The sequence below is a fragment of the Spirillospora sp. NPDC047279 genome, assembly GCF_040643285.1.
Lineage (GTDB): Bacteria > Actinomycetota > Actinomycetes > Streptosporangiales > Streptosporangiaceae > Spirillospora.
Genome location: NZ_JBEYUA010000005.1, coordinates 485,314 through 511,677, shown reverse-complemented (window position 1 = coordinate 511,677; position 26,364 = coordinate 485,314). Strand labels below are relative to the sequence as shown.

Below are 26,364 nucleotides of genomic sequence, written 5' to 3'. Positions count from 1 at the left end.
GCATCACAGTTGCGGGACAGCGCCGGGGTCACACCGGACTTCGCTCCATGACGCGCGTGATCTGCAACGTTAGCACCAGCCGGGACGGGTCCCCGCCGCGGTGACGGAGTGAGCGCTCACTTAGACCTTGACGGAGTGAGTGCTCACTCCGTACCGTGGTGGGCATGGTGCAGGACGGATTGGAGCGCAGGCCGGAAGGCGGCGTGCCCGACGGCGTGCCCGACGGCGTGCCCGACGGCGTGCCCGACGGCGTGGAGGACGGCGTGGAGGACGGCGTGGAGGACGGCGTGGAAGGCAGGGGCGAGAACGGAGCCGAGGACGGAGCCGGGGGCGGGCTCGGCGGCGGGGGCGCGAAGGCGGCCCGGCGGCGGGCGCCCGGGATGACCCCGGAGCAGCGCCGCGAGATGATCGTCCGGACCGCGCTGCCGCTCGTCGCCGAGCACGGCGCCGCCGTGACCACCGGTCAGATCGCGCGCGCGGCGGGCATCGGCGAGGCGACGATCTTCCGCGTGTTCGCGGACAAGGACGCGGTGCTGGACGCCTGCGTCGCCGAGGCGACGCGCGCCGACCACGTGCTCGCCGAGCTGGCCGGCATCGATCTCGACCAGCCGCTGGCCGGCCGCCTGGGCGAGGCGGCGGAGGCGATGGAGGCCTATCTCACCCGCATGGGCATGGTGATCGGTGCCCTGCACGCGACGGGCCGCCGCGACCGCGGCCGCCCCGGGGGCGGCGAGCACCCGGACGAGCACCCGGACGGGCGCGGGGGCGCCGCGCTCGACCGCGACGCGGCCATGCGGGACACGGTCGAGGCGCTCGCCTGCCTCTTCGAGCCAGAACGTGCTGCGCTGCGGCTGCCGCCCGAGCAGCTCGCGGCGATGTTCATGGGCCTGGTGTTCGGCCGCGCCCGGCCGCCCGTGCGGCCCGCCCCCTCGCTCGACGAGACCCTCGACGTCTTCCTGAACGGAGCCCTGACCGAAGGAGAACGGGCATGACGATCAGCCTCAACCACACCATCGTCCCGGCCGCCGACAACGAGGCGGCGGCGCGCTTCTTCGCCGGCGTGATGGGGCTGGAGTGCACCGGCCCGCATCCGCACGCCGCCCACTTCGTCCCGGTCAAGGTGAACGCGGGCCTCACGCTCGACTTCATGACCGTTCCGGACGCGCGCGGCCACCACCTGGCGTTCGACGTCGACCCGGCCACGTTCGACGCGGTCCTGGCCCGGCTGGACGAGCGGAACACCCCGTACGGCGACCACCCGGCGAGCCCGGACAACGGCCGCGTCGACACCGGCCACCCGCTCGGTGACCGGGGCCTCTACTTCGCCGACGCGACCGGCAACCTCTACGAGGTCATCTCCACCGAGTGACGGTCAGGCCGAGGCGGCGAGCGTCCTGAGGAAGGCGCGGGTGCGCTCGCGCTCGTCGCGGCCCAGGAACTCGCCCGCCACGAAGTCGGTGACCCCGGCCTTGGCCAGCTCCTCCAGCTTGCCGGCCACCGTGTCCTCGTCGCCGAGGATCGCCAGGTCGGCGGGGCCCTCCGCGCCCTCGCGGTCCATCATCGCGCGGTAGGACGGCAACGTCCCGTACACCTGGAACGCCTGGGCCGCCCGCTCCCGGGCCGCCGCGACGTCGCCGGTCACGCCGACCGGCAGGATGCACACGATCCGGGGCGCGGGACGCCCGGCGGCCTCGGCCGCCGCGGTGATCGTCGGCGCGATGTGGTCGCGGACGGTCGCCGGGCCGGTCATCCAGAGCACGGTGCCGTCGGTGCGCTCGGCGGCGAGCCTGAGCATCTTCGGCCCGAGCGCGGCGAGCAGCACCGGCACCCGGCCCTCGTTCGGCACCGACAGCCCGATCTGGGCCTTCACCGTCTCGCCGCTGAACGACACCGGCTGCGCGTCCAGCAGCGGCAGCAGCACCGAGAGGTACTCGTCCATGTGCCGCAGCGGCCGGCCGAAGTCGTAGCCGAACATGTCCTCGATGACGATCTGGTGGGACAGGCCGATGCCGAGCGTCAGCCGCCCGGGGCCGGCCGCGAGCGCGGTGGTGCGCGCCTGCTGCGCCAGCGTCGCGGGGTGGCGCGGGTAGGTCGGCACCACGGCGGTGCCGAGCTCGATCCCGGACGCCTGCGCCCCCGCCACCGCGAGCGCGGTGAGGGCGTCCACGCCGAAGATGTTCGACAACCAGGCCGAGGAGAACCCGTCGTCGGCGGCACGCCGGACGTCGTCGGTCAGCTTGACCAGCGAGTCCGGACCGCCACGTTCGCTCAACGACACGCCGATGCGCACGAGGACCTCCTGGGTTGCACGAAAAGACTTATCGGTCCCTTTTTATCAGCCGGGCGGCGGGCCAGGCCCGGCGGGCCCGGTCAGGAGGTCTCGCAGTGGGCGGCGGCCAGGCGCGCCAGGGTGCGCGACGCTGTCTCGACCTCCCGGATCGACACGCACTCGTCGGGCGCGTGCATGAGGGAGATGTCGCCCGGCCCGTACTGCACGGTGGGGATGCCGCCGATCCCGGTGAGCAGGCGCAGGTCGCTGCCGTACGGGGCGCCCCACACGCCGGGCTTCGCGCCCGCCACCGCCACGTGCGCGTCGGTCAGCGCGGCGAGCAGGCCGCCGTCCGCGGCGGGCAGCCGGCCCGCCGCGAACCGGCCGCCCCACCACTCGACCCGGGCCGGGTGGCGCGACAGCCAGGGGTCGGCGGCGCACGCGTCCGCGACGGCCCTTTCCAGGGCCCGGCGGGTGACGCGGGTGTCCTCGTCGAGCGCGACGCCGATGCGTCCCTCGGCGACCAGCTCGCCGGGCACCGACGACGACCAGTCGCCCGCGCGCACGCTGCCGATCTCGATCGCGTACGGGATCGTCCAGCGCCGCATCAGCGCGTCGACGCCGGTGTTGCGCTCGGCCTCCAGCGCGCGCAGCGCGGCGAACACCGGCCAGAACTTCTCCACCGCGCTCACCCCCGAGTCGCGGAACGCGGCGTGCGCGGCCTGGCCGGTCACGCGCAGCCGGAACGTCAGCGCGCCCGCGTTGGCGGGCACCACCTCCAGCCCGGTCGGCTCGGGGACCACGCACGCGTCGGCGCGCCAGCCCCGGCGCAGCAGCGCGTACGAGCCGAGGCCGCCGTCCTCCTCGCCCGCCACGCAGGCCACCAGCAGGTCGCCGCGCAGCCGGACGCCGTCGCGGCGCAGCGCGCGCACGGCCATGAGCGCGGACACCAGCCCGCCCTTCATGTCGCAGGCGCCGCGCCCGTACAGCAGGTCGCCGTCGACCCTGCCGCTGAACGGGTCGTCGCTCCACGCCGCGAGGTCGCCGGGCGGGACCACGTCCACGTGCCCGTTGAACATCAGCGAGCGGCCGCCGCCGCTGCCCGGCAGCCGTGCGACCAGTCCCGCGGCCCGGGCGCGCGGCACCTCCATGCCGGGGAAGCCGGGCTCGGCGGTGACCTCGTCCACCGGGATCTCCCAGTGGTCGACCTCCAGGCCCTCGGCGCGCAGCCAGGCCGCCAGCCGGTCCTGGATCTCGAACTCGGCGGGCGAGCCGCCGACGCTCGGGATCGCGACGAGTTCGGACAGCAGCGCGACGGTCTCGGCGTGCGCGGAGGCGTGCGGGGAGGAGGTCACGTCAGGGCCGGTCCGTCAGGTAGCCGCCCATCTTGCGGAACAGCTCGCGGGCGGGCAGGTCGGTGCCGTCCTCGGTGCGGACCCGTTCGATGACCAGGCCGTGGCCGCGCCCGCGCCGGGCCTCCGCGCCCGCGACGATGACCACGCCGTCGCCCTCGGGGATGAAGACGCGGCCCGGCGTGCCGCCGTAGACGCCCTGCGACACCGACGCCTTCAGCACGCGGACGCGCTCGCCCTTGTAGTAGGTGAACGCGTTGGGGTACGGGTCGGACTGCGCGCGCACGAAACGTTCGAGGTCCTCGGCGGGCCACGTCCAGTCGATGGCGCTGTCGCGGAGGGAGCGCTTGTGGAAGAAGCTGGCCTTCGACCGGTCCTGCGGGGTGAAGTTCGTCTCCCCGGACGCGATGAGCGCGAGCGACTCGTGCACGATCGGGGTGATCAGGTCGACGGTCGCGTGGAAGAGGTCGGTCGCGGTGTCGGCCGGCCCGACCGGGACGGCGCGCTGCACGACGATGTCGCCGGCGTCCAGGTCCTCGTCCATCATGTGCGCGGTGACGCCGACCTCGGACTCGCCCGCGATGAGCGCCCAGATGATGGGGGAGAAGCCGGCGTAGGCGGGCAGCAGCGAGTCGTGCACGTTGAGCGTGCCGCGCTTGGGCAGGTTGAAGATCTCCGGCGGGATCCAGGTGCGCCAGTTGTTGGCGACGATGAGGTCGGGCTCGGCCTCCTTGAGTGCCACCATCAGTTCCTCGTCGTCGGGCCGGTTGCGCAGCAGTACGGGAACGCCGTGCTCGGCGGCCAGATCGGCGACCGAGTCGCTCCAGATCTTCTCGTACGCGTGGTCGCTCTTGGGGTGCGTCACGACGAGGACGACCTCGTGCTCGGACTCCAGAAGTGCCTGCAGGGTGCGGTGTCCCCAGGTCTGGTAGCCGAACATCACGACCCGCATGGTGCCTCCTTGTGAGGGGGAAGACGACAGGTTAGGCTCACCTTAGTTTAGGTGAGCCTAACCTAATCGTATGAGCGTGTCCGCCACCCGGAAAGGCCCCCCATGTCCCTCGCGGCGAAGCATGTCCACGATCTGGTCGGCATCGGCTTCGGTCCCTCGAACCTCGCCCTGGCCATCGCGCTGCGCGAGTACAACGAGCAGAGCGGCGGAGACCCGATCGACGCGGTCTTCCTGGAGAAGCAGGCGGCGTTCGGCTGGCACAGGGGCATGCTGATCGAGGGCACCACGATGCAGGTCTCGTTCCTCAAAGATCTGGTCACCATGCGCAATCCGGGCAGCGACTACAGCTTCCTGAAATACCTTCAGGCCAAGGGCAGGCTTGTCGACTTCATCAACCACAAGACGATGTTCCCCTCGCGGATGGAGTTCCACGACTACCTCGAATGGGCCGCGACGTCGTTCACCGACGAGGTGGAGTACGGCGCGGAGGTGGTGGCGGTCACGCCGGTGACCGTCGACGGCGTGGTCGAGGCGTTCGACGTGCTGGTCCGGGAGGGAGCCTGTGCGGACGAGCTCACCACCCGCCGCACGCGCAACCTGGTCGTCGCCGCCGGGCTCGAGCCGGTGCTCCCGGCGGGCGTGGTCAGCGGGGAGCGGATCTGGCACAGCGAGGAGCTGCTCGACCGCCTGCCGTCGCTGCGCGACCCCCGTCGCGTCATCGTCGTCGGCGCCGGGCAGAGCGCCGCCGAGGTGACCGACCACCTGCACGGCTCCTTTCCCGCCACCGAGGTCTGCGCGGTCTTCGCCAAGTACGGCTACACGCCCGCCGACGACAGCTCGTTCGCCAACCGCATCTTCGACCCGGTCGCGGTGGACCACTTCTACGCGGCCGGCGAGCAGGTGAAGGGCATGCTGCGCGACTACCACGCGTCCACCAACTACTCGGTCGTCGACCTCGACCTCATCGACGAGCTCTACCGGCGGCACTACCAGGAGAAGGTGCGCGGCGTGGAGCGGCTGCGCATCATGAACGCCTCGCGCCTGGAGGACGTCGTCAGGACCGGCGACGGCGTGCGCGCCACCGTGCACTTCCTGCCGACGGGCGAGCGCACCGTCCTGGAGGCCGACCTCCTCGTCTACGCCACCGGCTACCGTCCGGGCGACCCGCTCACGCTGCTCGGCGAGGCGGGCAGGTTCTGCCACCGGCTGCCCGCGGGCGGCCTGCGGGTCGAGCGCGACTACCGCGTCGCGACCACCGGGGACGTGCGCTGCGGCATCTACGTGCAGGGCGCGACCGAGCACACGCACGGCATCACCTCGACGCTCCTGTCCAACACGGCCGTCCGGGTCGGAGAGATCGTCGAGTCGCTCGCGAGCCGCCTCCGCGAGGATGCCTACGCGATGTCCCGCTGAGGCCCCTCCCGGACGGGCCTCCTGAGGCCCCCTCCGGCTGAGGCCCCGTCCGAGGTCGCCCTTCCGGCTCGCGGCGGGCCGCCGGTGCGAAACGACCCCACACCGGCGGCCCGCCGCGGTACGTCCGGGGCGCGCCGCGGCGGACCGGATCTCAGGCTCCGAATCTCAGACCTCGGCCGTCGGATCTCGGCCCTCGGGCTCAGGCCTCGGCCCTCGGGCTCAGGCCTCGGCCCTCGGGCTCAGGCCTCGGGGACGTGATGGTGGCGGCCGATCGGGATGACCAGCGGCGTCCCGCTCACCGGGTCCGGGGTGACCTGGCAGCGCATGCCGAAGACGTCCTCGACCAGCTCGGCGTCGATCACGTCGGCGGGGCGGCCCTCGGCGACGATCGCGCCGGCCTTCATGACGATGACGTGGTCGGCGTACCGGCACGCCTGGTTGAGGTCGTGCAGGACCATCACGATGGTGCGGCCCTCGCGCCGGTTGAGGTCGACGACCAGGTCGAGCACGTCGATCTGGTGGGCGAGGTCGAGGAACGTGGTCGGCTCGTCCAGCAGCAGGATCGGGGTGCCCTGCGCGACCGCCATCGCGATCCAGGCGCGCTGGCGCTGCCCGCCCGACAGCTCGTCGATCGGCCGGTCGGCGTGCTCCAGCATCCCGGTCGCCTTCAGCGCCTCGGTGACGGCGTCCTCGTCGCCCGACGACCACTGCCGCCACCAGTTCTGGTGCGGGGACCGGCCCTGGCCGACCAGGTCGGTGACGGTCAGCCCCTCGGGCGCGACCGGCGACTGCGGCAGGATGCCGAGCCGCTGGGCGACCTGCCGCGTCGGCGTGGAGTGGATGGACCTGCCGTCCAGGTGCACGGTGCCGGCGCGCGGGTTCAGCAGGCGGGCGAGCGCGCGCAGCAGCGTCGACTTGCCGCACGCGTTCGCGCCGATGATGACGCTGATCTGGCCGGGCGGCACCACCAGGTCCAGGCCGTCGACGACGACGCGGTCGTCGTAGGCCAGCCGCAGCCCGCTCGCCCGCAGGTCGGGCCCCGGCGCGTCGTCGTGCTCGGGGGCGGCCTTGGCGGCGGCGGCCGTGCGCGACAGCGACTTGATGAACGTCACGGGGTCATCCTCCAGAGCCCGCGCGGTTGGTGCGGGCGAGTTGCCACAGCAGGAACGGTGCGCCGAGGACGCCGGTCACGACGCCGACCGGCAGCACCATGTCGGACAGAAGCCGCTGGCTGATGAGATCGCTCACCAGCACGATCGCCGCGCCGGTGAGCGCCGCGGCGGTCACCGGCGGCGCCGGGGTACGGGCCAGCCGCTGCGCGATCTGCGGCGCGGCCAGCGCGACGAACAGGACGGGCCCGGCCGCGGCCGTGGCGAACGCGGCCAGCGCCGAGCCGCACAGCAGCAGTGCCAGGCGGGTGCGCTGGACCGGGGTGCCGAGCCCGCCGGCGACCTCGTCGCCGAGCAGCAGCGTGCGCTGGAGCCGGCCGAGCAGGAGGACGGCGGGCAGCAGCACCAGCAGCGCCAGCGCGAGCGGCCGCGCCTGCGGCCAGCCGCGGTCGTTGAGGTTGCCGACGATCCAGCCGAGGATCTTCTGCGCCTGGTACGTCTCGGTGCGGCTGACCAGGTAGGCGGTCAGGCTCGTGCACATCCAGCTGATGCCGATGCCGACCAGCACGATGCGGTAGCCGGTGGTGCCGCGGTTCCACGCCAGCAGGTACATCGCCAGCCCGGCGGCGAGGGCGCCGATGAGCCCGAGCGACTGGGTGCTGAGCCCGCCGCCGACGCCGAGCACCAGGCCGGCCGCGACCGCGGCGCCCGCGCCCTGCGTGATGCCGAGCATGTCCGGGCTGGCCAGCGGGTTGCGGGTGACCGACTGGAAGATCGCGCCCGCGGCGCCGAACGCCAGCCCGCACAGCAGCGCGACCATGGCGCGCGGCAGCCGCAGCTCGCGCACCGCGAACAACGTCGCGAAGTCGCCGCTGCCCCACAAGGCGGGCACCACGTCGGCCGGCGGGACGGGGAAGTCGCCGCTGCCGAACGCGATCGTCACGCAGAACGCGCCGAACGCGGCGGCGGCGAGCACCAGCCAGACCAGGACCAGGCGGGGCCGCACCATCCCCGAGACCGGCGGCCTCGAGACGCGGAACCAGGCGCGGCCCGGGGAGCGGGCTACGTGGACGCCGGGCACGGAGGGCGTGGAGGACACGCGGGGCATGGCCTACAGCTCCGCGAGCCGGCGGCGGCGGACCAGCGCGATGAAGAAGGGCGCCCCGAGGAACGCCGCGACCAGGCTCACATCGATCTCCTGCGGGCGGGCGACGACGCGCCCGATGATGTCGGCGGCCAGCAGCAGGCACGGTGCGACGAGCATCGAGCCGGGCAGCAGCCAGCGGTGGTCCGGTCCTGTGATCATCCGCACTGCGTGCGGGACGACGAGGCCGACGAACACGATCGGCCCGACGACCGCGGTGATGGCGCCGGTCAGCAGCGTGACGGCGAGCGCGGCGCGCAGGCGCACCAGGCCGAGCCGCCGGCCGAGCGCCACCGCGACGTCGTCGCCGAGGGCGATGCTGTTGAGCGCGGTCGCGATGCTGAGCGCGAGCAGCGCGCCGGCCGCCAGGAACGGCGCGACGCGCAGCAGCGTGCCGGCGTCGTGCCCGGTCAGCGACCCCGACGACCAGTACCGGTACCGGTCCAGCGCCTCGGGGTCGGTGAGCGCGATGCCGCTGGTCAGCGAGTCGAGCAGGTAGGTGACGGCGATGCCGGCGAGGGCCAGCTTCACCGGTGAGGCGCCGCCGCGGCCGCGGCTGCCGAGCAGGTACACCACGACGGTGGCGGCGAACGCGCCGGCGAACGCGAACCAGATCGAGGTCATCAGCGCGGTGACCCCGAACACGCCGGCGGCGGTGACGATGCCGAACGCGGCGCCCGCGCTGACGCCCAGCAGGCCGGGGTCGGCGAGCGGGTTGCGGGTCAGCCCCTGCATGACGGCGCCGGCCAGGCCGAGCGCCAGCCCGGCGAGCACGGCGGCGATCGTGCGCAACATCCGGGTGCTCCGCACGATCGCCTCGGTCTCGGCGTCGACGGCCGGGTGGCCCGGGTCGGCCAGCGCGCGGACGACGACGTCGAGCGGGATGGACCGGCTGCCGATGGCGAGCGAGGCCAGGCACAGCAGCACGAGCGCGACGGCGGCCACGACGATCAGGAGCGGGCGTCTGAGCGAACGTCCTGCCTGCGGTGGTGCGTCGGCAGGCGGTGGAGCCTTCCGCACGTTTCGTGCGGATGCCGTGCTCTGACGTGTCACAAAGATCCGATCTGGCTGGGTATGGCAAGGCATACCTCAGGGGCCGTGGCCGTGCAACCCCCGGCGGGGATTGAACGTAGGTAAGGCTTACCTTAGTATCCAGTTCGCCGGTGTGTCCCGCCCTGCGCGGTTTCTCCCCCCTCGGGGATGTGTTCCGGCGGTGGCCCCGGTCGTCCGTCCGGCGTTCGACCCGAGTCCGAAGAGGAAACGATGTCCCAACCCCCCAAGCCCTTCGCGGGCATCCGGCGCGTCCGGCGCACGCTGACCGCCGTCGCCGCGCTCACGCTCGGTCTGTCCCTCACCGCCGCGTGCGGTTCGGACTCCGATGACAAGGCGGGCGGCGCCGCCTCGCCGAGCGCCGCGGCCACCGGGGCGTCCTTCCCCGTCACCGTCGAGCACACGTTCGGCAGCACGACGATCCCCAAGAAGCCCGAGCGCATCGTCACCATCGGCCTCAGCGACCACGAGCCGGTGCTGGCCCTGGGCTACAAGCCGGTCGGCGTGACGGACTGGTTCGAGCGCAAGCCGTTCTCCGACTGGCCGTGGGCCAAGAGCGCGTGGGGCGGCACCGAGCCGACCGTGCTCGGCCTGCGCGAGGACGGCGTCAAGATGGAGAAGCTGCTCGCCCTCAAGCCCGACCTCATCTTCGCCATGTACTCGGGCGTCCAGAAGCAGAACTACGACCAGCTCTCGAAGATCGCGCCCGTGGTCGCGCAGCCGAAGGGCTACGACCCCTACGCCGCGCCGTGGAAGGAGTACACCCTCCTGGCCGGCCGCGCGCTCGCGTCCGAGCAGAAGGCCAAGGACCTCATCGCCGGCATCGACGCCAAGTTCGCGCAGGTCCGCAAGGACAACCCGCAGTGGGCGGGCAAGACCGCCGTCGCCGCCGACAGCTTCGAGGCCGGCAAGTACTCCGCGTTCCAGAAGGGCGACCCCAAGTCGGCGTTCCTGGCCGACCTCGGCTTCACCGTGCCCGAGGAGATCACCAAGAAGGCCGGCAAGTCCAACGTCATGGAGTTCGGCTCCGAGGGGCTGAACGTCCTGGAGGTCGACCGCCTGGTGTGGCTGACCACCGGCAAGGAGCCGCACGGGCGCATCAAGGGCGACAAGGTCTACAAGGAGCTCAAGGTGGCCAAGGAGGGCCGCGACCTGTTCCTGACCTACCAGGACCCGCCGATCGGCGCGGCCCTGTCGTTCAACACGGTCCTCAGCATCCCCTACGCGATCGAGCAGACGGTCCCGCTGATCAAGAAGTAGCCGATCGGCGGCCGCACCGAACGACGGCGACGCCGACGGCACCGAGCACGACGGCGTCACCGAGTTCGCCGATGACACCGAGTTCGCCGATGACACCGAGCACGCCGATGACACCGAGCACGCCGATGACACCGAGCACGCCGATGACACCGAGCACGCCGATGACACCGAGAAGCACGCTCACTGCGGCGACGTGCGGGAAGGCTGGGGGACGATGTCCGGTGGCGGTTTCGAGCTGCCCGAGACCGAGCTGGCGCTGACCGGGGCACAGACCGGGATCTGGCTGGCGCAGCAGATCGAACCGGACAGCCCGGCCTACACGATCGGCTGTCACGTCGAACTGCCCGCGGGCGCGGACGCCGGCCGGCTGGCCGCGGCGGTCGCCCGGACGGTCGGCGAGGCCGGCAACCTGCACGTGGTGTTCGGTGAACGGGACGGCCGGCCGGTGCAGATCGCCCGGCCGCCCCGCGGTGAGTGGTCGCCCCACATGCTGGATCTGGCTCCCGAGCCCGATCCCGAGTCGGCGGCCCGCGCCTGGATCGGCGCGGACCTGGCGCGGGCCGCCGACCTCAGCGAGGGCCCGCTGTTCTCGCACGCGCTCATCCTGCTCGGCGACGGGCGGATCTGGTGGTACCAGCGTTACCACCATCTGCTCGTCGACGGCATGGGCGTGCTCATGCTCATCCTGCGGGTCGCCGAGCTGTACGGCGCCCCGGACGCGGCGCCGCACGGCTGGTCGCTGGCGGGGCTCGTCGAGGGCGACGAGCGCTACCGGCGTTCCGGCGAGCACGCCGCCGACCACGCGTACTGGCGCGACCGGCTCGCCGGGCTGCCCGAGGAGCCGGCCCGGCTGGTCGAGGTCGCGCCGGTCCAGGCCCGCCGGACCGAGCGGCGCACCGTGGAGTTGTCCGCCGGGCGCACCGACCGCGCGCGGTCGGCCGCCGCCGCCCTCGGCACCCGCCTGTCGCGGCTGCTCATCGCCGCGACGGCCGCCTACCTGCACCGCACCACCGGCGCCCAGGACGTGGTGCTGGGCCTGCCCGTCACCGCCCGGCTGGATCCGGAGCTGAAGAACTCGCCCGGCCTGCAGTCGAACGTGCTGCCGCTGCGCCTGACGGTGCGGCCCGGCATGACCGCGGCCGAGCTCGTCCGGGACGTGGCCCAGGGCATCCGCGACAACGCCGCGCACAGCCGGTACCGCGGCGAGGACCTCGCCCGGGAGCTGGGCCGGACCGGCGGGCTGCGCGACCTGACCGGCCCCGGCGTCAACGTGATGCCGTTCCACGAGGGCATCCTCTTCGGCGACCTCCCGGTGAAGGTCCACTACCACTCGCTCGGCCCGGTCGCCGACCTGTCGGTGGTGATGTACGACCGGCCCGCCGGGCAGGGCGTCCGCGTCGACCTGGACGCCGACGCCGACGTCTGCACGCCCCCGCGGCTGGCCGAGCACGAGCGCCGGCTGCTGGCGACGCTGGACGCGATGGCCGCCCACCCGGACCGGCCCCTCGGCGCCCTCGACCTCACGACCTCGCACGAGCGCTGGCAGGTGCTGGCGCAGTTCGGCGGCACGCTGCCGCCCGTTCGGGAACTGTCGTGGACCGCCGCGTTCGAGCGCCGGGCGGCCGAGGCCCCCGGCGACCTCGCGGTGATCTGCGAGGACGAGCGCCTCACCTACGCCGAGCTGAACGAGCGGTCCAACCGCGTCGCCCGGCTGCTGCGCGCCCGCGGCGTGTCCGCCGAGGACATCGTCGCGGTCGCCGTGCCGCGTTCGGCCGACATGGTGGCGGCGCTGTTCGGCGTGATGAAGGCGGGCGCCGCCTACCTCCCGCTCGACCTGGACCACCCCGCCGACCGCGTCGCCTACATGGTCGAGGACTCCGGCGCCCGCGCCGTCGTCTCGGTCGCCGCCGCGGCCGGCGACCTGCCGGCGATCCCGCACGTGCTGCTCGACGACCCGGCGGTCGCCGCCGAGCTGGCGGGCCTGGACGGCGCCGACCTGCCCGAGCCGCCCGGCGGCCTCGGCCGTGCCGCGTACGTCATCTACACCTCCGGCTCGACCGGAAGGCCCAAGGGCGTCGTCGTCCCGCACGACGGCATCGGCAGCCTCATCGCGACCGCCGCCGACCGGCTGGGCGTGGTGCCCGGCAGCCGCGTCGTGCAGTTCGCGTCGATCGGCTTCGACGTGGCGGTCTGGGATCTGGTGATGTCGCTGTGCGCCGGCGGCACCGCGATCGTCGTCCCGGCGGAGCGGCGCGTCGCGGGCGAGGAGCTCACCTCCTACCTGGCCGAGCACCGCGCCACCCACATGATCCTGCCGCCGTCGCTGGTGGCGGCGCTGCCGGCCGGATGCGAGCTGCCCGCGGGCGGCGTGCTGGTCGTCGGCACCGAGGCGGTGCCCGCCGAGCTCATCGCGCGGTGGAGCGACCGCATGCGCGTCGTCGTCGCGTACGGGCTGACCGAGGCGAGCGTCAACTCCACGTTGTGGCTCGCCGATCCGGCCGCCGAGGGCCCGGTGCCGATCGGCGTCCCCGACCCCGGCACCCGCTGCTACATCCTCGACCCGGCGCTGCGGCCCGTTCCGCCCGGCGTCCCCGGTGAGCTGTACGTCGCGGGCCGCGGACTGGCGCGCGGCTACCTGGGGCGGCCGGGCCTGACCGCCGAACGGTTCGTCGCCGACCCGTTCGGCGCGCCCGGCGACCGCATGTACCGGACGGGCGACCGGGTCCGCTGGCGCGCCTCCGGCGACATCGACTTCCTGGGGCGCGGCGACGGCCAGATCAAGATCCGCGGGTTCCGGATCGAGCCGGGCGAGATCGAGAGCGCCCTGATGGCGCACGCGTCGGTCGCGCAGGCCGCCGTCGTGGCGCGCGAGGACCACCGCGGCGTCAAGCGCCTGGTCGCGTACGTGACCGGCGCCGCCGCCCGGCCGGACGTGGTCGAGGTGCGCGCGTTCGCGGCCGGGAGCCTGCCCGACTACATGGTGCCCGGCACGATCGTGGTGCTGGACGGGGCGCTGCCGCTCACGCCGAACGGCAAGCTCGACAAGGACGCGCTGCCCGAGCCGGAGTGGACGGCCACCGCCGGGGACGCGCCGCCGGCCACGCCCGCGGAGCACGTCCTCGCCGGGTTGTTCGCCGAGGTGCTCGGCCTGCCCGCGGCGGGGATCCACGACTCCTTCTTCGAGCTGGGCGGCGACAGCATCGTCGCCATCCAGCTGGTCAACCGAGCCCGCCGGGCCGGCCTCGCCATCACCCCGCGCGACGTGTTCCGGCGCCGGACCGTCGCCGCGCTCGCGGCGGCCGCGGACGAGGCGGCCGAGGCGGGGGACGCCGTCACCGGACGCCCGCACGACCCGGGCGCCGGGGTCGTCGAACCGACCCCGATCATCCGCTGGCTGCGCGCCCAGGGCGGGGAGATCGACGCGTTCTACCAGTCGGTCGTCCTGGACGTTCCCGCGGACCTGGACGCCGAGGACCTCGCCGCCGCGCTGCAGGCCGTCCTCGACCACCACGGCATGTTGCGCGCACGGCTCGACCCGTCCGACTGGACCCTGCACGTTCCGCCGCCCGGGTCGGTCCGGGCCGCCGACCTGATCGAGCGGGCGCCGACGGGCCTTCTCGCCGCGCATCGGGAACGGGCCGTGGCGCGGCTCGACCCGGAGGCGGGGACGATGCTCCGGGCCGTGTGGTCCGCCGGCGAGGGGCGGCTGCTGCTGGCCGGGCACCACCTGGTGGTCGACGGCGTCTCGTGGCGGATCCTGGTCTCCGACATCGAGCGGGCGCTGGCGGGGGAGGAGCTGGAGCCGGTCGTCACCTCGTTCGGCGCGTGGTCGCGGCTGCTCGCCGCCCACGAGCGCACGTCCGGCGCGGGCGCCTGGCGTGAGGTGACCGGCGAGCCGGTCGCGGTGTTCGGCGACCGGCCGCTGGACCGGGAACGCGACGTCGCGGCGAACGAACGGTCGCTGACGGTGTCGCTGCCCGGCGACGTGACCGCGTCGCTGCTCACCGGCGTGCCCGCCGCCTACCACGGCACGGTCGACGACGTCCTGCTCACCGCGCTCGCGGTCGCCGTGTCCGGATGGCGCGCCGAGCACTCCGAGCTGCTCGTCCACCTGGAGGGCCACGGCCGCGAGCAGGACGAGGTGGCCGGTGACGCCGACCTCGCGCGGACGGTCGGCTGGTTCACCACCCTGCGCCCGGTGCGGCTCGCGGCGGGCGACGTCGACCGGGCCGACTTCGCGGCGGGCGGCGCGGCCGTCGGGCGCGCGTTCAAGCGGGTCAAGGAGCAGGCGCGGGCGGTGCCGGCGGGCGCCGGGCTCGGCTACGCGGGCGAGGCCGCCGCCGCGCAGGTGCTCTTCAACTACCTCGGCCGCTTCCGGGCGGAACGTTCCGGTGACGCCGAGGGTGAGAGCGGGAGCGAGCCGCTGGCCGCGGGACGTGACCCGCGCATGCCGCTGGCGCATCCGCTGGAGATCAACGTGCTCGTCCGGGACGTGGCGGCGACCGGGCCCGAACTGAGCGCGACCTGGTCGTGGCCCGACGGCGTGCTGGCGTTCGCCGACGTGGCCGACCTGGCCGGGGCCTGGCTGGAGGCGCTGCGCGGCCTCGTCGCGCACCTGCGCTGCCTCGGCGCCGGCGGCCACACGCCGTCGGACTTCCCGCTCGCGGCGATCGCGCAGGAGGAGATCGACGAGCTGGAGGCGTCGTTCGGGGAACTATCGGACGTCCTGCCGGTGACGGCGCTGCAGGAGGGCCTGCTCTTCCACGCGCTCTACGACGAGGACGCCGACGACGTCTACACCGTCCAGCAGGTCATCGAGCTGAGCGGCGACGTCGACCCGGACGCGCTGCGCCGCTCGGTGCAGGCGCTGCTCGACCGGCACGCGCCGCTGCGCGCCGGGTTCCTGCAGCGGGCGGACGGGCGGGTCGTGCAGTTCGTCCCGGCGGCGGCCTCCGTGCCGTGGCGCGAGGTGCACGGCGCGGACGCCGAGGAGGTGGCGGCGCAGGAGTTCGCGGACCGTTTCGACCCGGCCGCGCCGCCGCTGCTGCGCGCCGCGTACGTGCGCGGCGCCGGCGGACGCCGCACGCTCGTGCTCACGCTGCACCACCTGACGTCGGACGGCTGGTCGGTGCCGATCATGCTGCGCGAGCTCGCGGCGGGCGCGGACGCGGCCGCCGGTACGGGCGCGGGCAGCGGGACGGGCGCGGTCAGCGGTACGGGCACGGTCAGCGGGACGGGCGCGGGTGTGCGGCGGGCCGGGCCGGCGTCGTTCCGTGAGTACTTCTCCTGGCTGGCGGGCCGCGACAAGGAGGCGGCGCGGGCCGCCTGGCGCGAGGCGCTGGCCGGGCTGGACGAGCCCACGCTCCTGGCCGGCGCGGCCGGCGCCGCCGCCGCGGGCGGGGGCGCGCCGGGCCCGATGGGGCAGGTGCGCACCCAGCTGGACGGCGCCGTCTCGCGCGAGCTCGTCGCCTGGGCGCGTTCGCGCGGGCTGACGCTGAGCACGGTCGTCCAGGGCACGTGGGGCCTCCTGCTGGGCCGCCTGACCGGGCTGCGGGACGTGGTCTTCGGCTCGACGGTGTCCGGCCGCGAGGCCGAGGTCGACGGCGTCGAGTCGATGGTCGGGCTGCTGGTGAACACCCTGCCGGTACGGGTGACGTGGCGGCCCGACGAGCCGTTCGCGGCGCTCTTCACCCGGCTGCAGGACCGGCAGGCCGAGTTGCTCGACCACCAGCACCTCGGGCTGGCGGAGATCCAGCGGCTGGCAGGGTTCGCGGACGCCGGGACGCGCGGGCTCTTCGACACGCTCGTCGCGGTCGAGAACTACCCCCTGGGCGACGCCCTGGCCGTCCCGGGCGCCGCGTTCACGATCTCGGGCGTGGACGTCCGCGACGCCTCGCACTACCCGCTGTCGCTGACCGTCGTGCCGGGGGACCGGCTGGAACTGCGGCTCGAACACGACCTGGCGCGGTTCGGGCAGGACACCGTCGAGCGCCTGTCGGACGGGCTCGTCCGGTTGCTGGAGGCGGTCGCCGCCGGCGCCGGGACGCCGCTGGGCCGCCTCGACCTGCTGCCGGCGGACGAACGTGCCGCCGCGATGTCGGTGGGGGAGGCGCACGAGATCCCGGCGGAGACGCTCGCGTCGTCGATCGCGGCGCAGGCGGCCCGCACGCCGGACGCGACCGCCGTCATCTTCGGCGACGAGGAGGTCACCTACGCGGAGCTGGACCGGCGGGCCGGGCGGCTCGCGCGGCGCCTGGCCGCCGGGGGCGCCGGGCCGGGCACGTTCGTCGGGGTCGCGGTCCCGCGTTCGGCCGAGCTGGTGGTCGCGCTGCTGGGCGTGCTGAAGTCCGGCGCCGCGTACCTGCCGCTGGACGTCGGCTACCCGGCCGACCGGCTGGCGTTCATGGTCGCCGACTCCGGGGCGCGGACCGTGGTCACCACGGCCGGCGGCCCCGCCTTCGACGGCGTCGAGCGGGTCATCGTCGGCGCTGGGGACGGTGCTGGGGACGGCGCTGGGGACGGTGCTGGGGACGGTGCTGGGGACGGTGCGTTGGACGGCGCGGGGGACATCGGCGCCGAGGCGGCTCCGACTCCGGCGCGGCCGGGCGACCCCGCGTACCTCATCTACACCTCGGGCTCGACCGGACGTCCCAAGGGCGTCGTGGTGTCCCACCGCGCCATCGTCGGGCACCTGGAGTGGGCGCGGCGCACGTTCGGCATGGACTCCGGCGACCGCATGCTGCAGCAGGCGTCGGCGAGCTTCGACGTGTCGGTCTGGCAGCTGTTCTGGCCGCTGTACGGAGGCGGCGCCGTCGTACTCGCCGAACCCGGCGGCCACTTCGACCCGCTCCACCTGGCCGGGCTCGTCCAGCGGCGGCGCGTCACGCTGCTCGACAACGTCCCGTCGATGCTCCAGGCCGTGCTGGCCACCGAGGAGCTCGCGGACGGCTCCTGGGCGGCGAGCCTGCGCAGGGCGTTCGTCGGCGGCGAGTCGCTGGGCGCCGGCACGGCGCGGCGCTGGCTGGAGCTGACCGGGACGCCCCTGCACAACTGCTACGGCCCGACCGAGGCGACCGTCCAGGTCACCTGGGGCGACGGCTCGGTGCCCCCGGACGGTGACGGCGTCCCGATCGGCGGGCCGGTCTGGAACACCCGGCTGTACGTCCTGGACACCTGCCTGCGGCACGTCCCCGAGGGCGTCCCCGGCGAGCTCTACATCGCGGGCGACCAGCTCGCGCTCGGCTACCACGCGCGGGCCGGGCTGACCGCCGGCCGTTTCGTCGCCGACCCGTACGGGCCGCCCGGCGAGCGCATGTACCGGACGGGCGACCTCGTGCGGCGGCGGGCCGACGGCCTGCTGGACTACGTCGGGCGCACCGACCACCAGGTCAAACTGCGCGGCAACCGCGTCGAGCTGGGCGAGGTCGAGGCGCGCCTCGCCCGCGCGGACGGCGTCGCGGGCGCCGTGGCCGTCATCCGGGGCACCGGCGCGGGCGCACGCCTGGTCGGCTACGCCGTGGCCGCGGCCGGCGCGGACCCGGACGCGGCGGAGCTGCGCGCGGCGCTGGCCGCGGAACTGCCCGCGCCGATGGTGCCGACCGCGGTCGTGGTGCTGGACGCGCTGCCCCTCACGCCGAACGGCAAGGTCGACCGCGACGCCCTCCCCGAGCCGGAGGCCGCGCCGCGCGAGGTGCGGGCCGCGGCGAACGAGCGGGAACGGCTGCTCTGCGAGATCTTCGGCGCGGTGCTCGGCACCGGCGTCGGGGTGGACGACGACTTCTTCGTCCTCGGCGGCGACAGCATCAACTCGATCACCGTCTCCGGCCGTGCTCGCAAGGCCGGGCTGCCGATCAGCCCGCGCGACGTCTTCGCCCACCGCACACCCGCCGCCCTGGCCCTCGCCGTGACCACGGACCCCGCCGGTGCCGGGGACGGTGCCGGGGACGGCTCGGCCGCGGCGGAGCTGATCGAGCTGACCGACGAGGAGCGCGCGCACGTGCGCGCGCTGAGCCCGGTGCCGGTCGAGGACGTGTGGCCGCTGTCGCCGCTCCAGGAGGGCATCTACTTCCACGCCACCTTCGACACCGACGCCATCGACGTCTACACCTCGCAGGACGTCTTCACGTTCGCCGAACGCGTCGACGCGGACCGGCTGCGCGCGGCCCTCGTGGCGCTGCTGCGGCGCAACCCGAGCCTGCGCGCGGGCTTCACCGGGGACGGGCTGCCGCGGCCGGTGCAGTTCATCGGGACCGACGTGCCGCCGCCGCTGCGCGAGATCGACCTGACCGGGCTCCCGGCGGACGAGCAGGAGACCCGGGTCGCGGAGCTGCTGGCCGCCGGCCGTACCGAACGGTTCGACCTGGCGGCGCCGCCCGCGATGCGGCTGCTGCTCATCCGGCTCGGCGGCGGCCGCGACCGGCTGGTGCTCAGCCACCACCTGATCCTCTGGGACGGCTGGTCGGCGTGGCTCTTCCTGGACCAGCTGTTCACGCTGTACGCGCAGGCCGGTGACGAGGCGGGGATGTCGAGGCCCGGCACCTACCGCGACTACCTGGCGTGGCTGGCCGGGCAGGGCTCCGCGACCGCGCTGAACGCCTGGCGGGACGCGCTCTCCGGACTCGACGAGCCGACCCTGGTCCGGCCCGCCGACGACGGCCTGCACCCCGTCATCCCGCGCAACCTCGACGTCGACCTGCCCGCCGCGCTCACCGGCCGGCTGCGCGCCACCGCCCGCGAGCGCGGGCTGACGCTGAACACCGTCCTCAACACCGCCTGGGGCCTGGTCCTGTCGGCCCTGACCGGCCGCGGCGACGTGGTCTTCGGCGCGGCCGTGGCCGGGCGCCCGGTGGCGGTGCCCGAGGTGGAGAACACCATCGGGATGTTCCTCAACACGGTGCCCGTGCGGATCACCCTCGACCCGGCCGAGCCGGTGCGCGGCCTGCTGCGCCGCGTCCAGGACGAGCGGGTCGCGCTGATGCCGTACGAGCACGTCGGCCTGGGCGACCTGCAACGCGAGGCCGGGCACCGGCGGCTGTTCGACACGCTCTTCGTGCTGCGCGACGCCGACGGCGAAGACCGCATGCTGGAGTTCACCCGGAGCAACGGCATCGTGGACGTCGTCAACGCCGACGCCACGCACTATCCGCTGACGCTCATCATCACGCAGGGCGCGGGGCTGCGCGTGACGTTGTCGTACCGGCCCGACGCGTTCGGCCCGGACGAGGCCGGTGCGCTGATGGAGCGCTTCACCCGCGTGCTCGACGCGCTCGCCGGCGCCCCCGGCACCCACCTCGGCGCGGACGGCCCGGAAGACCTGGTCGGCGGGATGGACCTGCTGCTCCCCGGCGAACGGTCCGTGCTCGCGGAGGAGTGGGACGCCGCCGTGCGGCCGGTGCCGGCGCAGACCGTCGCCGAGCTGCTGTCGGAGCGCGCGTCGCGGTCGCCCGGCGAGATCGCGCTGGTGTTCGGCGCGGAACGGCTGACCTACGCGGAGCTGGACGCGCGCGTCAACCGCATGGCCCGGCTGCTGCTCGCGCGCGGCGCCGCGCCCGAACGGGTGGTGGCGCTGGCGCTGCCGCGCACGGTCGACATGGTGGTCGCGCTCTTCGCGGTGCTCCAGACGGGCGCGGCGTACCTGCCGCTGGACCTGGAGTACCCGGCGGAGCGGATCGCGTTCATGCTGGACGACACCGCGCCGGCGTGCGTGCTGACGACGGCCGCCGTGGCCGCCACGCTTCCCGGCGCCCTGCCAGGGACGCCGCCCGGCGCCGGGATCGAGCGCATCCTCCTCGACGACGCCGCGATCATGGCCGAGCTGGACGGGCTGCCCGGAGGGCCCCTCGAAGACGCCGAGCGGCCCGCGTTCGCGCCGGGCCTGCCGCACCGCTGGGAACACCCCGCGTACGTGATCTACACCTCGGGGTCGACCGGCCGGCCGAAGGGCGTCGTCACCCCCTACCGGGGCCTGACGAACATGCAGTTCAACCACCGCGAGGCCATCTTCGACCCGACGATCGCGTCCGCGGGCGGGCGGCGGCTGCGGATCGCGCACACCGTGTCGTTCTCGTTCGACATGTCCTGGGAGGAGCTGCTGTGGCTCGTCGAGGGCCACGAGGTGCACATCTCCGACGAGAACCTGCGGCGCGACGCCGAGGCCCTGGTGGCCTACTGCGACCGCGAGCTCATCGACGTCGTCAACGTGACGCCCACATACGCCCACCACCTCATCGACGAGGGGCTGCTCGACGGGCACCGGCCGCCGCTGGTGCTGCTCGGCGGCGAGGCGGTCTCGGAGACCGTGTGGACCGCGCTGCGGGACACGCCCGGGACGTTCGGCTACAACCTGTACGGGCCGACCGAGTACACGATCAACACGCTCGGCGCGTCCACCGGCGACAGCGCGACGTCCACCGTCGGCCGGCCGATCTGGAACACCCGCGCCTACGTCCTGGACGCGGCGCTGCGCCCGGTGCCGCCGGGCACCCCGGGCGAGCTCTACATCGCCGGGGTCGGGCTGGCCCGCGGCTACCACCGGCGCGCGGGGCTGACGGCCGCGAGCTTCGTCGCCGACCCGTTCGCCGCCGAGCCCGGCGCCCGCATGTACCGGACGGGCGACCTGGTACGCCGCCGCCCCGACGGAAACCTGGACTTCCTGGGCCGGACCGACGACCAGGTGAAGATCCGCGGCTACCGGGTCGAGCTCGGCGAGATCGGCGCCGCCCTGGAGGACCATCCGCTCGCCGCCCACGCCGCCGTCATCGCCGACGCCTCCGGGCCGGGCGGCGTCAAGCGGCTCGTCGGCTACGTCGTCCCGGAGACGCCGGGCGGCGACCCGGACGCGCTCGTCACCACGCTGCGCGAGGCGTTGAAGGCGCGGCTGCCCGGCTACATGGTCCCGGCCGCGCTGATGGTCGTGGACCGCCTGCCGATCACCGTGAACGGCAAGCTGGACGTGCGGGCGCTGCCCAGGCCCGAGGCCGGCGCCGCCGCCGGCGGACGCCCGCCGCGCACGCCGCGGGAGCGCGCACTGTGCGAGATCTTCCAGGAGCTGCTCGGCGTCGGGCGGGTCGGGATCGACGACGACTTCTTCGACCTCGGCGGGCACTCGCTGCTGGCGACCCGGCTGGTCAGCAGGGCCCGGACGGTCCTGGACGCCGACCTGGCGATCCGTGACCTCTTCGAGGCGCCGACGGTCGCCGAGCTGGCCGCACGGGCCGCGGCGGGCGAGGCCGGCGTCCGCCGTCCTGAGCTGGCCGTGGCCGCCGTACGGCCGGACGAGCCGCCGCTGGCGTTCGCGCAGCAACGCCTGTGGGTGATCGGACAGCTCGAAGGCCCGTCCGCCGCGTACAACTTCCCGCTGGTCATGCGGCTGCGCGGCGTCCTCGACACCGCGGCGCTGCGCGCGGCGCTCACCGACGTCATGGCGCGGCACGAGGCGCTGCGCACGCTGATCGCCGAACGTGAGGGACGCCCGTTCCAGCGCGTGGTGCCCGCCGCCGGGGCGCGGCCGGAGTTCGCCGAACTGGAGGCGACCGAGGCGCAGGTGGACGCCGTGCTGGCGACCGTGCTGGGCCGCCCCTTCGACCTGTCCGCCGAGCTGCCGCTGCGCGCCACCGTCGTCCGGCTGCCCGGCGGCGAGTGGGTCGTCGCGCTGCTGCTGCACCACATCACCACCGACGAATGGTCCGACGGGCCGTTCCTGCGCGACCTGTCGGCGGCGTACGAGGCGCGCGCGGCCGGGCGGGCGCCGGAATGGGAGCCGCTGCCCGTCCAGTACGTGGACTACACGCTGTGGCAGCGCGAGCTGCTCGGCGACCGCGGCGAGGCCGGGAGCCTGGCCGCCCGGCAGCTCGCGTACTGGCGGGAGACCCTGCGCGGCGCGCCCGAGCGGCTCGAACTGCCGGCCGACCGGCCGCACCCGGCCCGGCCGAGCATGTCGGGCGGCGAGCTGACCATCGAGCTGGACGGCGACGCCGCGGCCGGGCTCCGGCGCATCGCCCAGCGCGCGGGCGCGAGCATGTTCATGGTGTGCCACGCCGCCGTGGCGGCGCTGCTGCACCGCCTCGGCGCCGGCGACGACCTGCCGCTCGGCGCGCCGATCTCCGGCCGCACCGACGGCGCGCTGGACGAGCTGGTCGGCTTCTTCGTCAACACGCTCGTCCTGCGGACCGACGTGTCGGGCGCCCCGACGTTCGCCGAACTGGTGGACCGGGTCCGCGAGACCGACCTGGCGGCCTTCTCCCACCAGGACGTGCCGTTCGAGGCGGTCGTCGAGGAGGTCAACCCGGTCCGCTCGCCCGACCGCAACCCGCTCTTCCAGGTCATGGTCGGCTACCGCAACCGTGCCGGGGACGGTGCCGGGGGCGGGGTGACGCTGCCCGGGCTGGCGGCGGTGCCGCAGTTCGTGGAGGCGCGCACCGCCAAGTTCGACCTGGTCTTCAGCTTCGCCGAGGACGCGGCCGGCGGCCGGATCGGCTGCGTGCTGGAGTTCCGTTCCGACATCTTCGACCGTTCGACGGTCGCGGTGCTGGGGGAGCGGCTGTCGCGGCTCGTCGCCGCCGTCGCCGCCGACCCGGACGTGCCGGTCGGCGACGTCGACGTCCTCACCGAGGCCGAACGCCACCAGGTGCTGACCGGCTTCAACGACACCGGCCGGGACGTGGACGGGCTCACCTTCCCCGGCCTGTTCCGGCGGAACGCCGCCGCGCGCCCGGACGCCGTCGCCGTGGTCGACGGCCCGCGCTCGGTCACCTACGCCGAGCTCGACGCCCTCTCCGACCGGATGGCCTCGCTGCTCGCCCGGCACGGCGTGCGCGCCGAGGGCATCGTCGCCGTCGCCGTCCCGCGTTCGGTCGAGATGGTCGCGGTGATGCTGGCCGCGACCAAGCTCGGCGCGGCGTTCCTGCCGCTCGACCTGGCCCACCCCGCCGACCGGCTCGCCTACATGCTCGACGACGCCCGCGCCGCCGTCGTCGCCGTCACCGAGCAGGTCGCCGGCAAGGTGCCCGAGGTTCCGGGCGTGGAGGTGCTGTCGCTGGACACCCCCGCGGTCGCCGCCGAGCTCGCCGGCATCGAGGCAGGCGAACCGTTCGGCGAGGTCGCCCTCGACCAGGCCGCGTACGTCATCTACACCTCGGGCTCGACCGGGCGCCCCAAGGGCGTCGTCGTCCCGCACGAGGGCATCGCCGGCCTCGTCGCCACCGCCGTGGACCGGATGGGGCTGCTGCCCGACAGCCGGGTGCTGCAGTTCGCGTCGATCGGCTTCGACGTCACCGTCTTCGAGCTGTCGATGGCGCTGTGCCACGGCGGCTCGCTGGTGCTCGTCCCGGACGAGGCACGGGTGCCGGGGCACGAGCTGACCGGCTTCATGAACGAGCAGCGCGTCACGCACGCGATCCTGCCGCCGTCCCTGGTCGCCGCGCTGCCGGCCGGCTGCGTCCTGCCCGAGGGCGCGACCGTGCTGGTCGGCACCGAAACCGTCCCGCCGGACGTGATCGCCCGCTGGGCCGGGCACCTGCGGCTCCTGGCCGCCTACGGCCTGACCGAGGCCACGGTCAACTCCACGTTGTGGGCCGCCGAGCAGGGCTGGACCGGCGCGGTGCCGATCGGCGTCCCCGACCCCAACACCCGCGTCTACGTGCTGGACGGCCGGCTGCGGCCCGTGCCGCCCGGCGTCGTCGGCGAGCTGTACGTGGCGGGCAGCGGCCTGGCCCGCGGCTACCTCGGCCGTCCCGGCCTGTCGTCCGAACGTTTCGTGGCGTGCCCGTTCGGCCCGCCCGGCACCCGGATGTACCGCACCGGCGACCGCGCCCGGTGGCGCGCCGACGGCAACGTCGACTTCCTCGGCCGCGCCGACGACCAGGTCAAGATCCGCGGGTTCCGGATCGAGCCCGGCGAGATCGCCGGCGCCATGACCCGGCATCCCGCCGTCACCCAGGCGGCCGTCGTGGCCGACCGCACCGGCGCCGACGCCCGCCTGATCGGCTACGCGGTCACCACCGGCCCCGCCGAGCCGGGCGAGATCCGGGCCCACGTCGCGTCCCTGGTGCCCGACTACATGGTCCCGGCCGCGATCGTCCTGCTCGACGGCCCGCTGCCCCTCACCCCCAACGGCAAGCTGGACCGGCGCGCCCTGCCCGCGCCCGACTGGTCGGCGCGCACCGGCACCGCGCGGCCGGCCACCGGCCGCCAGCAGGCCCTCGCCGCGCTCTTCGCCGAGATCCTCGAACTGCCCGAGGTCGGCGCCGACGACAACTTCTTCGAGCTGGGCGGCCACTCCATGTCGGCGATGCGCCTGCTGGGCCGCGTCCGCACCGTCCTGGACGCCGACCTGGCCCTGCGCGACGTCTTCGACGCCCCCACCGTCCGGGACCTGGCCGAACGTCTCGGCACGGCCTCCGGCCGCCCGCGCCTGACCCGCGCCGAACGTCCCGCCGTCCTGCCCGCCGCCCCACCGCAGGAGTGGCAGTGGACCCGGCACCGCGCGGGCGGCCCGTACGACATGGCCTTCGCCCTGCGTTCACCGGACGCCACCGCCGCGGCGGCGGCGCTCGCCGACCTGGCCGGACGCCACGAGCCGCTGCGCACCGTCATCACCGAACGCGACGGCCGCCTGGTGCAGCGACCGGCGGGCCTGTTCCTCGAACACGTCCACGTGACAGCCCTCGACGAGGGCCTGACCTCGCTCGCCGCCGAACGCGCCGACCTCACCCGGCCGCCGCTGCGCGCCCGCCTGGTCACCGACGCCTCCGGCGCCCAGGCGCTCCTCCTCGCCATGCACTACATCGGCGTCGACGAATGGTCGGTCGTCCCGCTGCTGAACGACTTCGCCACGGCCTACGCCGCCCGCCGCGACGGCCGGGCGCCCGAGTTCGAGCCGCTCCCGGTCTCGTACGCCGACTACACCGTCTGGTCGTCCGGCCTGGACCACCGGCTCGCCTACTGGCGGGACACCCTCGCGGGCATGCCCCGCGAACTGGCCCTCCCGTACGCCCCATCCGCCCGCGAGCCCCGCGGCGACTTCGTCCACCTGGTCTTCGACCCCGGCCTCCACCGGGCCGTCGACGCCCTGGCCGCGCGGACCGGCACCAGCATGTTCATGGTGCTCCAGGCGGCCCTGGCCACCCTGCTCACCCGCAACGGAGCCGGCACCGACCTGCCCATCGCCTCGTTCGTCGCGGGCCGCACCGAGGAGAGCCTCACCGACCTGGTCGGCTGCTTCTTCAACACCGTCATCCTGCGCACCGACACCGCGGACGCGACGTTCCGCGAACTCCTGGCCCGCGTCCGCGAGACCAACCTCGACGCCCTGGACCGCCAGGACGTCCCCTTCGACCAGGTGGCCAAGGCCCTCGGCCTCGCCGCCCCGCAGGTCATGCTCGTCCACCACGAGAAGGCCCGCATGGACGGCTCCTTCGCGGGCGTCCCCACCGGCGCGCTGAACGCCCACTTCACGGTGAGCTTCTTCGAGCCCCCGGGAGACGGCCCCGTCGACTGCCTCCTGGAGTACGACACCGCCCTCTTCGACCGGGCCACCATCGAGCGCCTGGCCGCCGAGTTCCACACCATCCTGACCGAGGAGACCGCATGAACCCCTTCGAAGACCCCGAGGGCCGCTACAACGTCCTGGTGAACGACGAGGGCCAGCACTCGCTGTGGCCCACGTTCGCCGACGTCCCCAGCGGCTGGACGGTCACCTTCGGCGAGGACACCCGGGACGCCTGCCTCGCCTACGTCGAGGCCAACTGGACCGACCTCCGCCCCACCTCCCTGATCGAGGCCATGAACGGCTGACCGCCCCCCGCGCGGAAGGCACG

Annotated in this window: 13 protein-coding genes; 6 read left to right on the top strand and 7 right to left on the bottom strand. The window is 74.5% G+C overall.

Annotated elements, in window-relative coordinates; all coding sequences use genetic code 11:
- Positions 1-164: 164 nt before the first annotated feature.
- Both ABZ810_RS15850 and ABZ810_RS15845 read left to right on the top strand, forming a co-directional pair.
- The gene (locus tag ABZ810_RS15850; RefSeq protein ID WP_358403521.1) at positions 165-992 is read left to right on the top strand and encodes a TetR/AcrR family transcriptional regulator; all 828 of its coding nucleotides are present in this window, start codon (positions 165-167) and stop codon (positions 990-992) included.
- Positions 989-1,369: a VOC family protein gene (locus tag ABZ810_RS15845; protein ID WP_358403519.1), complete on the top strand. Its 381-nt coding sequence runs from the start codon at positions 989-991 to the stop codon at positions 1,367-1,369. The genes ABZ810_RS15850 and ABZ810_RS15845 overlap by 4 nt, the downstream gene beginning before the upstream one ends.
- A 3-nt stretch (positions 1,370-1,372) precedes the next feature.
- Here ABZ810_RS15845 and ABZ810_RS15840 read toward each other — a convergent pair whose 3' ends face one another.
- The 3 genes from ABZ810_RS15840 to ABZ810_RS15830 form a co-directional block, all read right to left on the bottom strand.
- Entirely contained in the window at positions 1,373-2,290 is a 918-nt protein-coding gene (locus tag ABZ810_RS15840) for an LLM class F420-dependent oxidoreductase (protein WP_358403518.1), read from the bottom strand.
- Positions 2,291-2,370: 80 nt separating this feature from the next.
- Positions 2,371-3,624 carry an ArgE/DapE family deacylase gene (locus ABZ810_RS15835; RefSeq protein ID WP_358403516.1) on the bottom strand — a complete coding sequence of 418 codons (1,254 nt, stop codon included), beginning with the start codon at positions 3,622-3,624 and terminating at the stop codon, positions 2,371-2,373.
- Position 3,625: 1 nt separating this feature from the next.
- Positions 3,626-4,573 carry a methionyl-tRNA formyltransferase gene (locus ABZ810_RS15830; protein ID WP_358403514.1) on the bottom strand — a complete coding sequence of 316 codons (948 nt, stop codon included), beginning with the start codon at positions 4,571-4,573 and terminating at the stop codon, positions 3,626-3,628.
- A 102-nt stretch (positions 4,574-4,675) separates the two neighbouring features.
- On the opposite strand from ABZ810_RS15830, the gene ABZ810_RS15825 reads away from it, so the two are divergent.
- Positions 4,676-5,986 carry a lysine N(6)-hydroxylase/L-ornithine N(5)-oxygenase family protein gene (locus ABZ810_RS15825; RefSeq protein ID WP_358403512.1) on the top strand — a complete coding sequence of 437 codons (1,311 nt, stop codon included), beginning with the start codon at positions 4,676-4,678 and terminating at the stop codon, positions 5,984-5,986.
- Positions 5,987-6,225: 239 nt separating this feature from the next.
- Here the strand turns inward: ABZ810_RS15825 and ABZ810_RS15820 are convergent, their stop codons facing one another.
- From ABZ810_RS15820 to ABZ810_RS15810, 3 genes are all read right to left on the bottom strand, one after another.
- Positions 6,226-7,017, bottom strand: a complete 792-nt coding sequence (locus tag ABZ810_RS15820; RefSeq protein WP_358403657.1) for an ABC transporter ATP-binding protein — start codon at positions 7,015-7,017, stop codon at positions 6,226-6,228.
- An 85-nt stretch (positions 7,018-7,102) separates the two neighbouring features.
- Positions 7,103-8,203: an iron chelate uptake ABC transporter family permease subunit gene (locus ABZ810_RS15815; RefSeq protein ID WP_358403510.1), complete on the bottom strand. Its 1,101-nt coding sequence runs from the start codon at positions 8,201-8,203 to the stop codon at positions 7,103-7,105.
- A gap of 3 nt (positions 8,204-8,206) precedes the next feature.
- The gene (locus tag ABZ810_RS15810; protein ID WP_358403508.1) at positions 8,207-9,184 is read right to left on the bottom strand and encodes an iron chelate uptake ABC transporter family permease subunit; all 978 of its coding nucleotides are present in this window, start codon (positions 9,182-9,184) and stop codon (positions 8,207-8,209) included.
- A gap of 318 nt (positions 9,185-9,502) precedes the next feature.
- Here ABZ810_RS15810 and ABZ810_RS15805 point away from each other — a divergent pair, with 318 nt between their 5' ends.
- Positions 9,503-10,549, top strand: a complete 1,047-nt coding sequence (locus ABZ810_RS15805; RefSeq protein WP_358403507.1) for an iron-siderophore ABC transporter substrate-binding protein — start codon at positions 9,503-9,505, stop codon at positions 10,547-10,549.
- Here ABZ810_RS15805 and ABZ810_RS15800 read toward each other — a convergent pair.
- Positions 10,539-10,733: a hypothetical protein gene (locus tag ABZ810_RS15800; RefSeq protein WP_358403505.1), complete on the bottom strand. Its 195-nt coding sequence runs from the start codon at positions 10,731-10,733 to the stop codon at positions 10,539-10,541. The two genes, ABZ810_RS15805 and ABZ810_RS15800, sit on opposite strands and share 11 nt — an antisense overlap.
- A gap of 30 nt (positions 10,734-10,763) precedes the next feature.
- Between ABZ810_RS15800 and ABZ810_RS15795 the strand changes: the two genes are divergently transcribed.
- Together ABZ810_RS15795 and ABZ810_RS15790 are read left to right on the top strand one after the other, a co-directional pair.
- Complete coding sequence (locus ABZ810_RS15795) at positions 10,764-26,138, top strand: amino acid adenylation domain-containing protein (protein WP_358403503.1); 15,375 nt, start codon at positions 10,764-10,766, stop codon at positions 26,136-26,138.
- Positions 26,135-26,341 carry an MbtH family protein gene (locus ABZ810_RS15790; RefSeq protein ID WP_358403502.1) on the top strand — a complete coding sequence of 69 codons (207 nt, stop codon included), beginning with the start codon at positions 26,135-26,137 and terminating at the stop codon, positions 26,339-26,341. Before ABZ810_RS15795 ends, ABZ810_RS15790 begins: the two co-directional genes overlap by 4 nt.
- The last annotated feature ends 23 nt before the right edge of the window (positions 26,342-26,364 follow it).

Coding starts and splice junctions, on each gene's coding strand:
- ABZ810_RS15790 (WP_358403502.1), top strand. CDS start 26,135: ATGAACCCCTTCGAAGACCCCGAGGGCCGCTACAACGTCCTGGTGAAC.
- ABZ810_RS15805 (WP_358403507.1), top strand. CDS start 9,503: ATGTCCCAACCCCCCAAGCCCTTCGCGGGCATCCGGCGCGTCCGGCGC.
- ABZ810_RS15850 (WP_358403521.1), top strand. CDS start 165: ATGGTGCAGGACGGATTGGAGCGCAGGCCGGAAGGCGGCGTGCCCGAC.
- ABZ810_RS15845 (WP_358403519.1), top strand. CDS start 989: ATGACGATCAGCCTCAACCACACCATCGTCCCGGCCGCCGACAACGAG.
- ABZ810_RS15795 (WP_358403503.1), top strand. CDS start 10,764: ATGTCCGGTGGCGGTTTCGAGCTGCCCGAGACCGAGCTGGCGCTGACC.
- ABZ810_RS15830 (WP_358403514.1), bottom strand. CDS start 4,573: ATGCGGGTCGTGATGTTCGGCTACCAGACCTGGGGACACCGCACCCTG.
- ABZ810_RS15825 (WP_358403512.1), top strand. CDS start 4,676: ATGTCCCTCGCGGCGAAGCATGTCCACGATCTGGTCGGCATCGGCTTC.
- ABZ810_RS15815 (WP_358403510.1), bottom strand. CDS start 8,203: ATGCCCCGCGTGTCCTCCACGCCCTCCGTGCCCGGCGTCCACGTAGCC.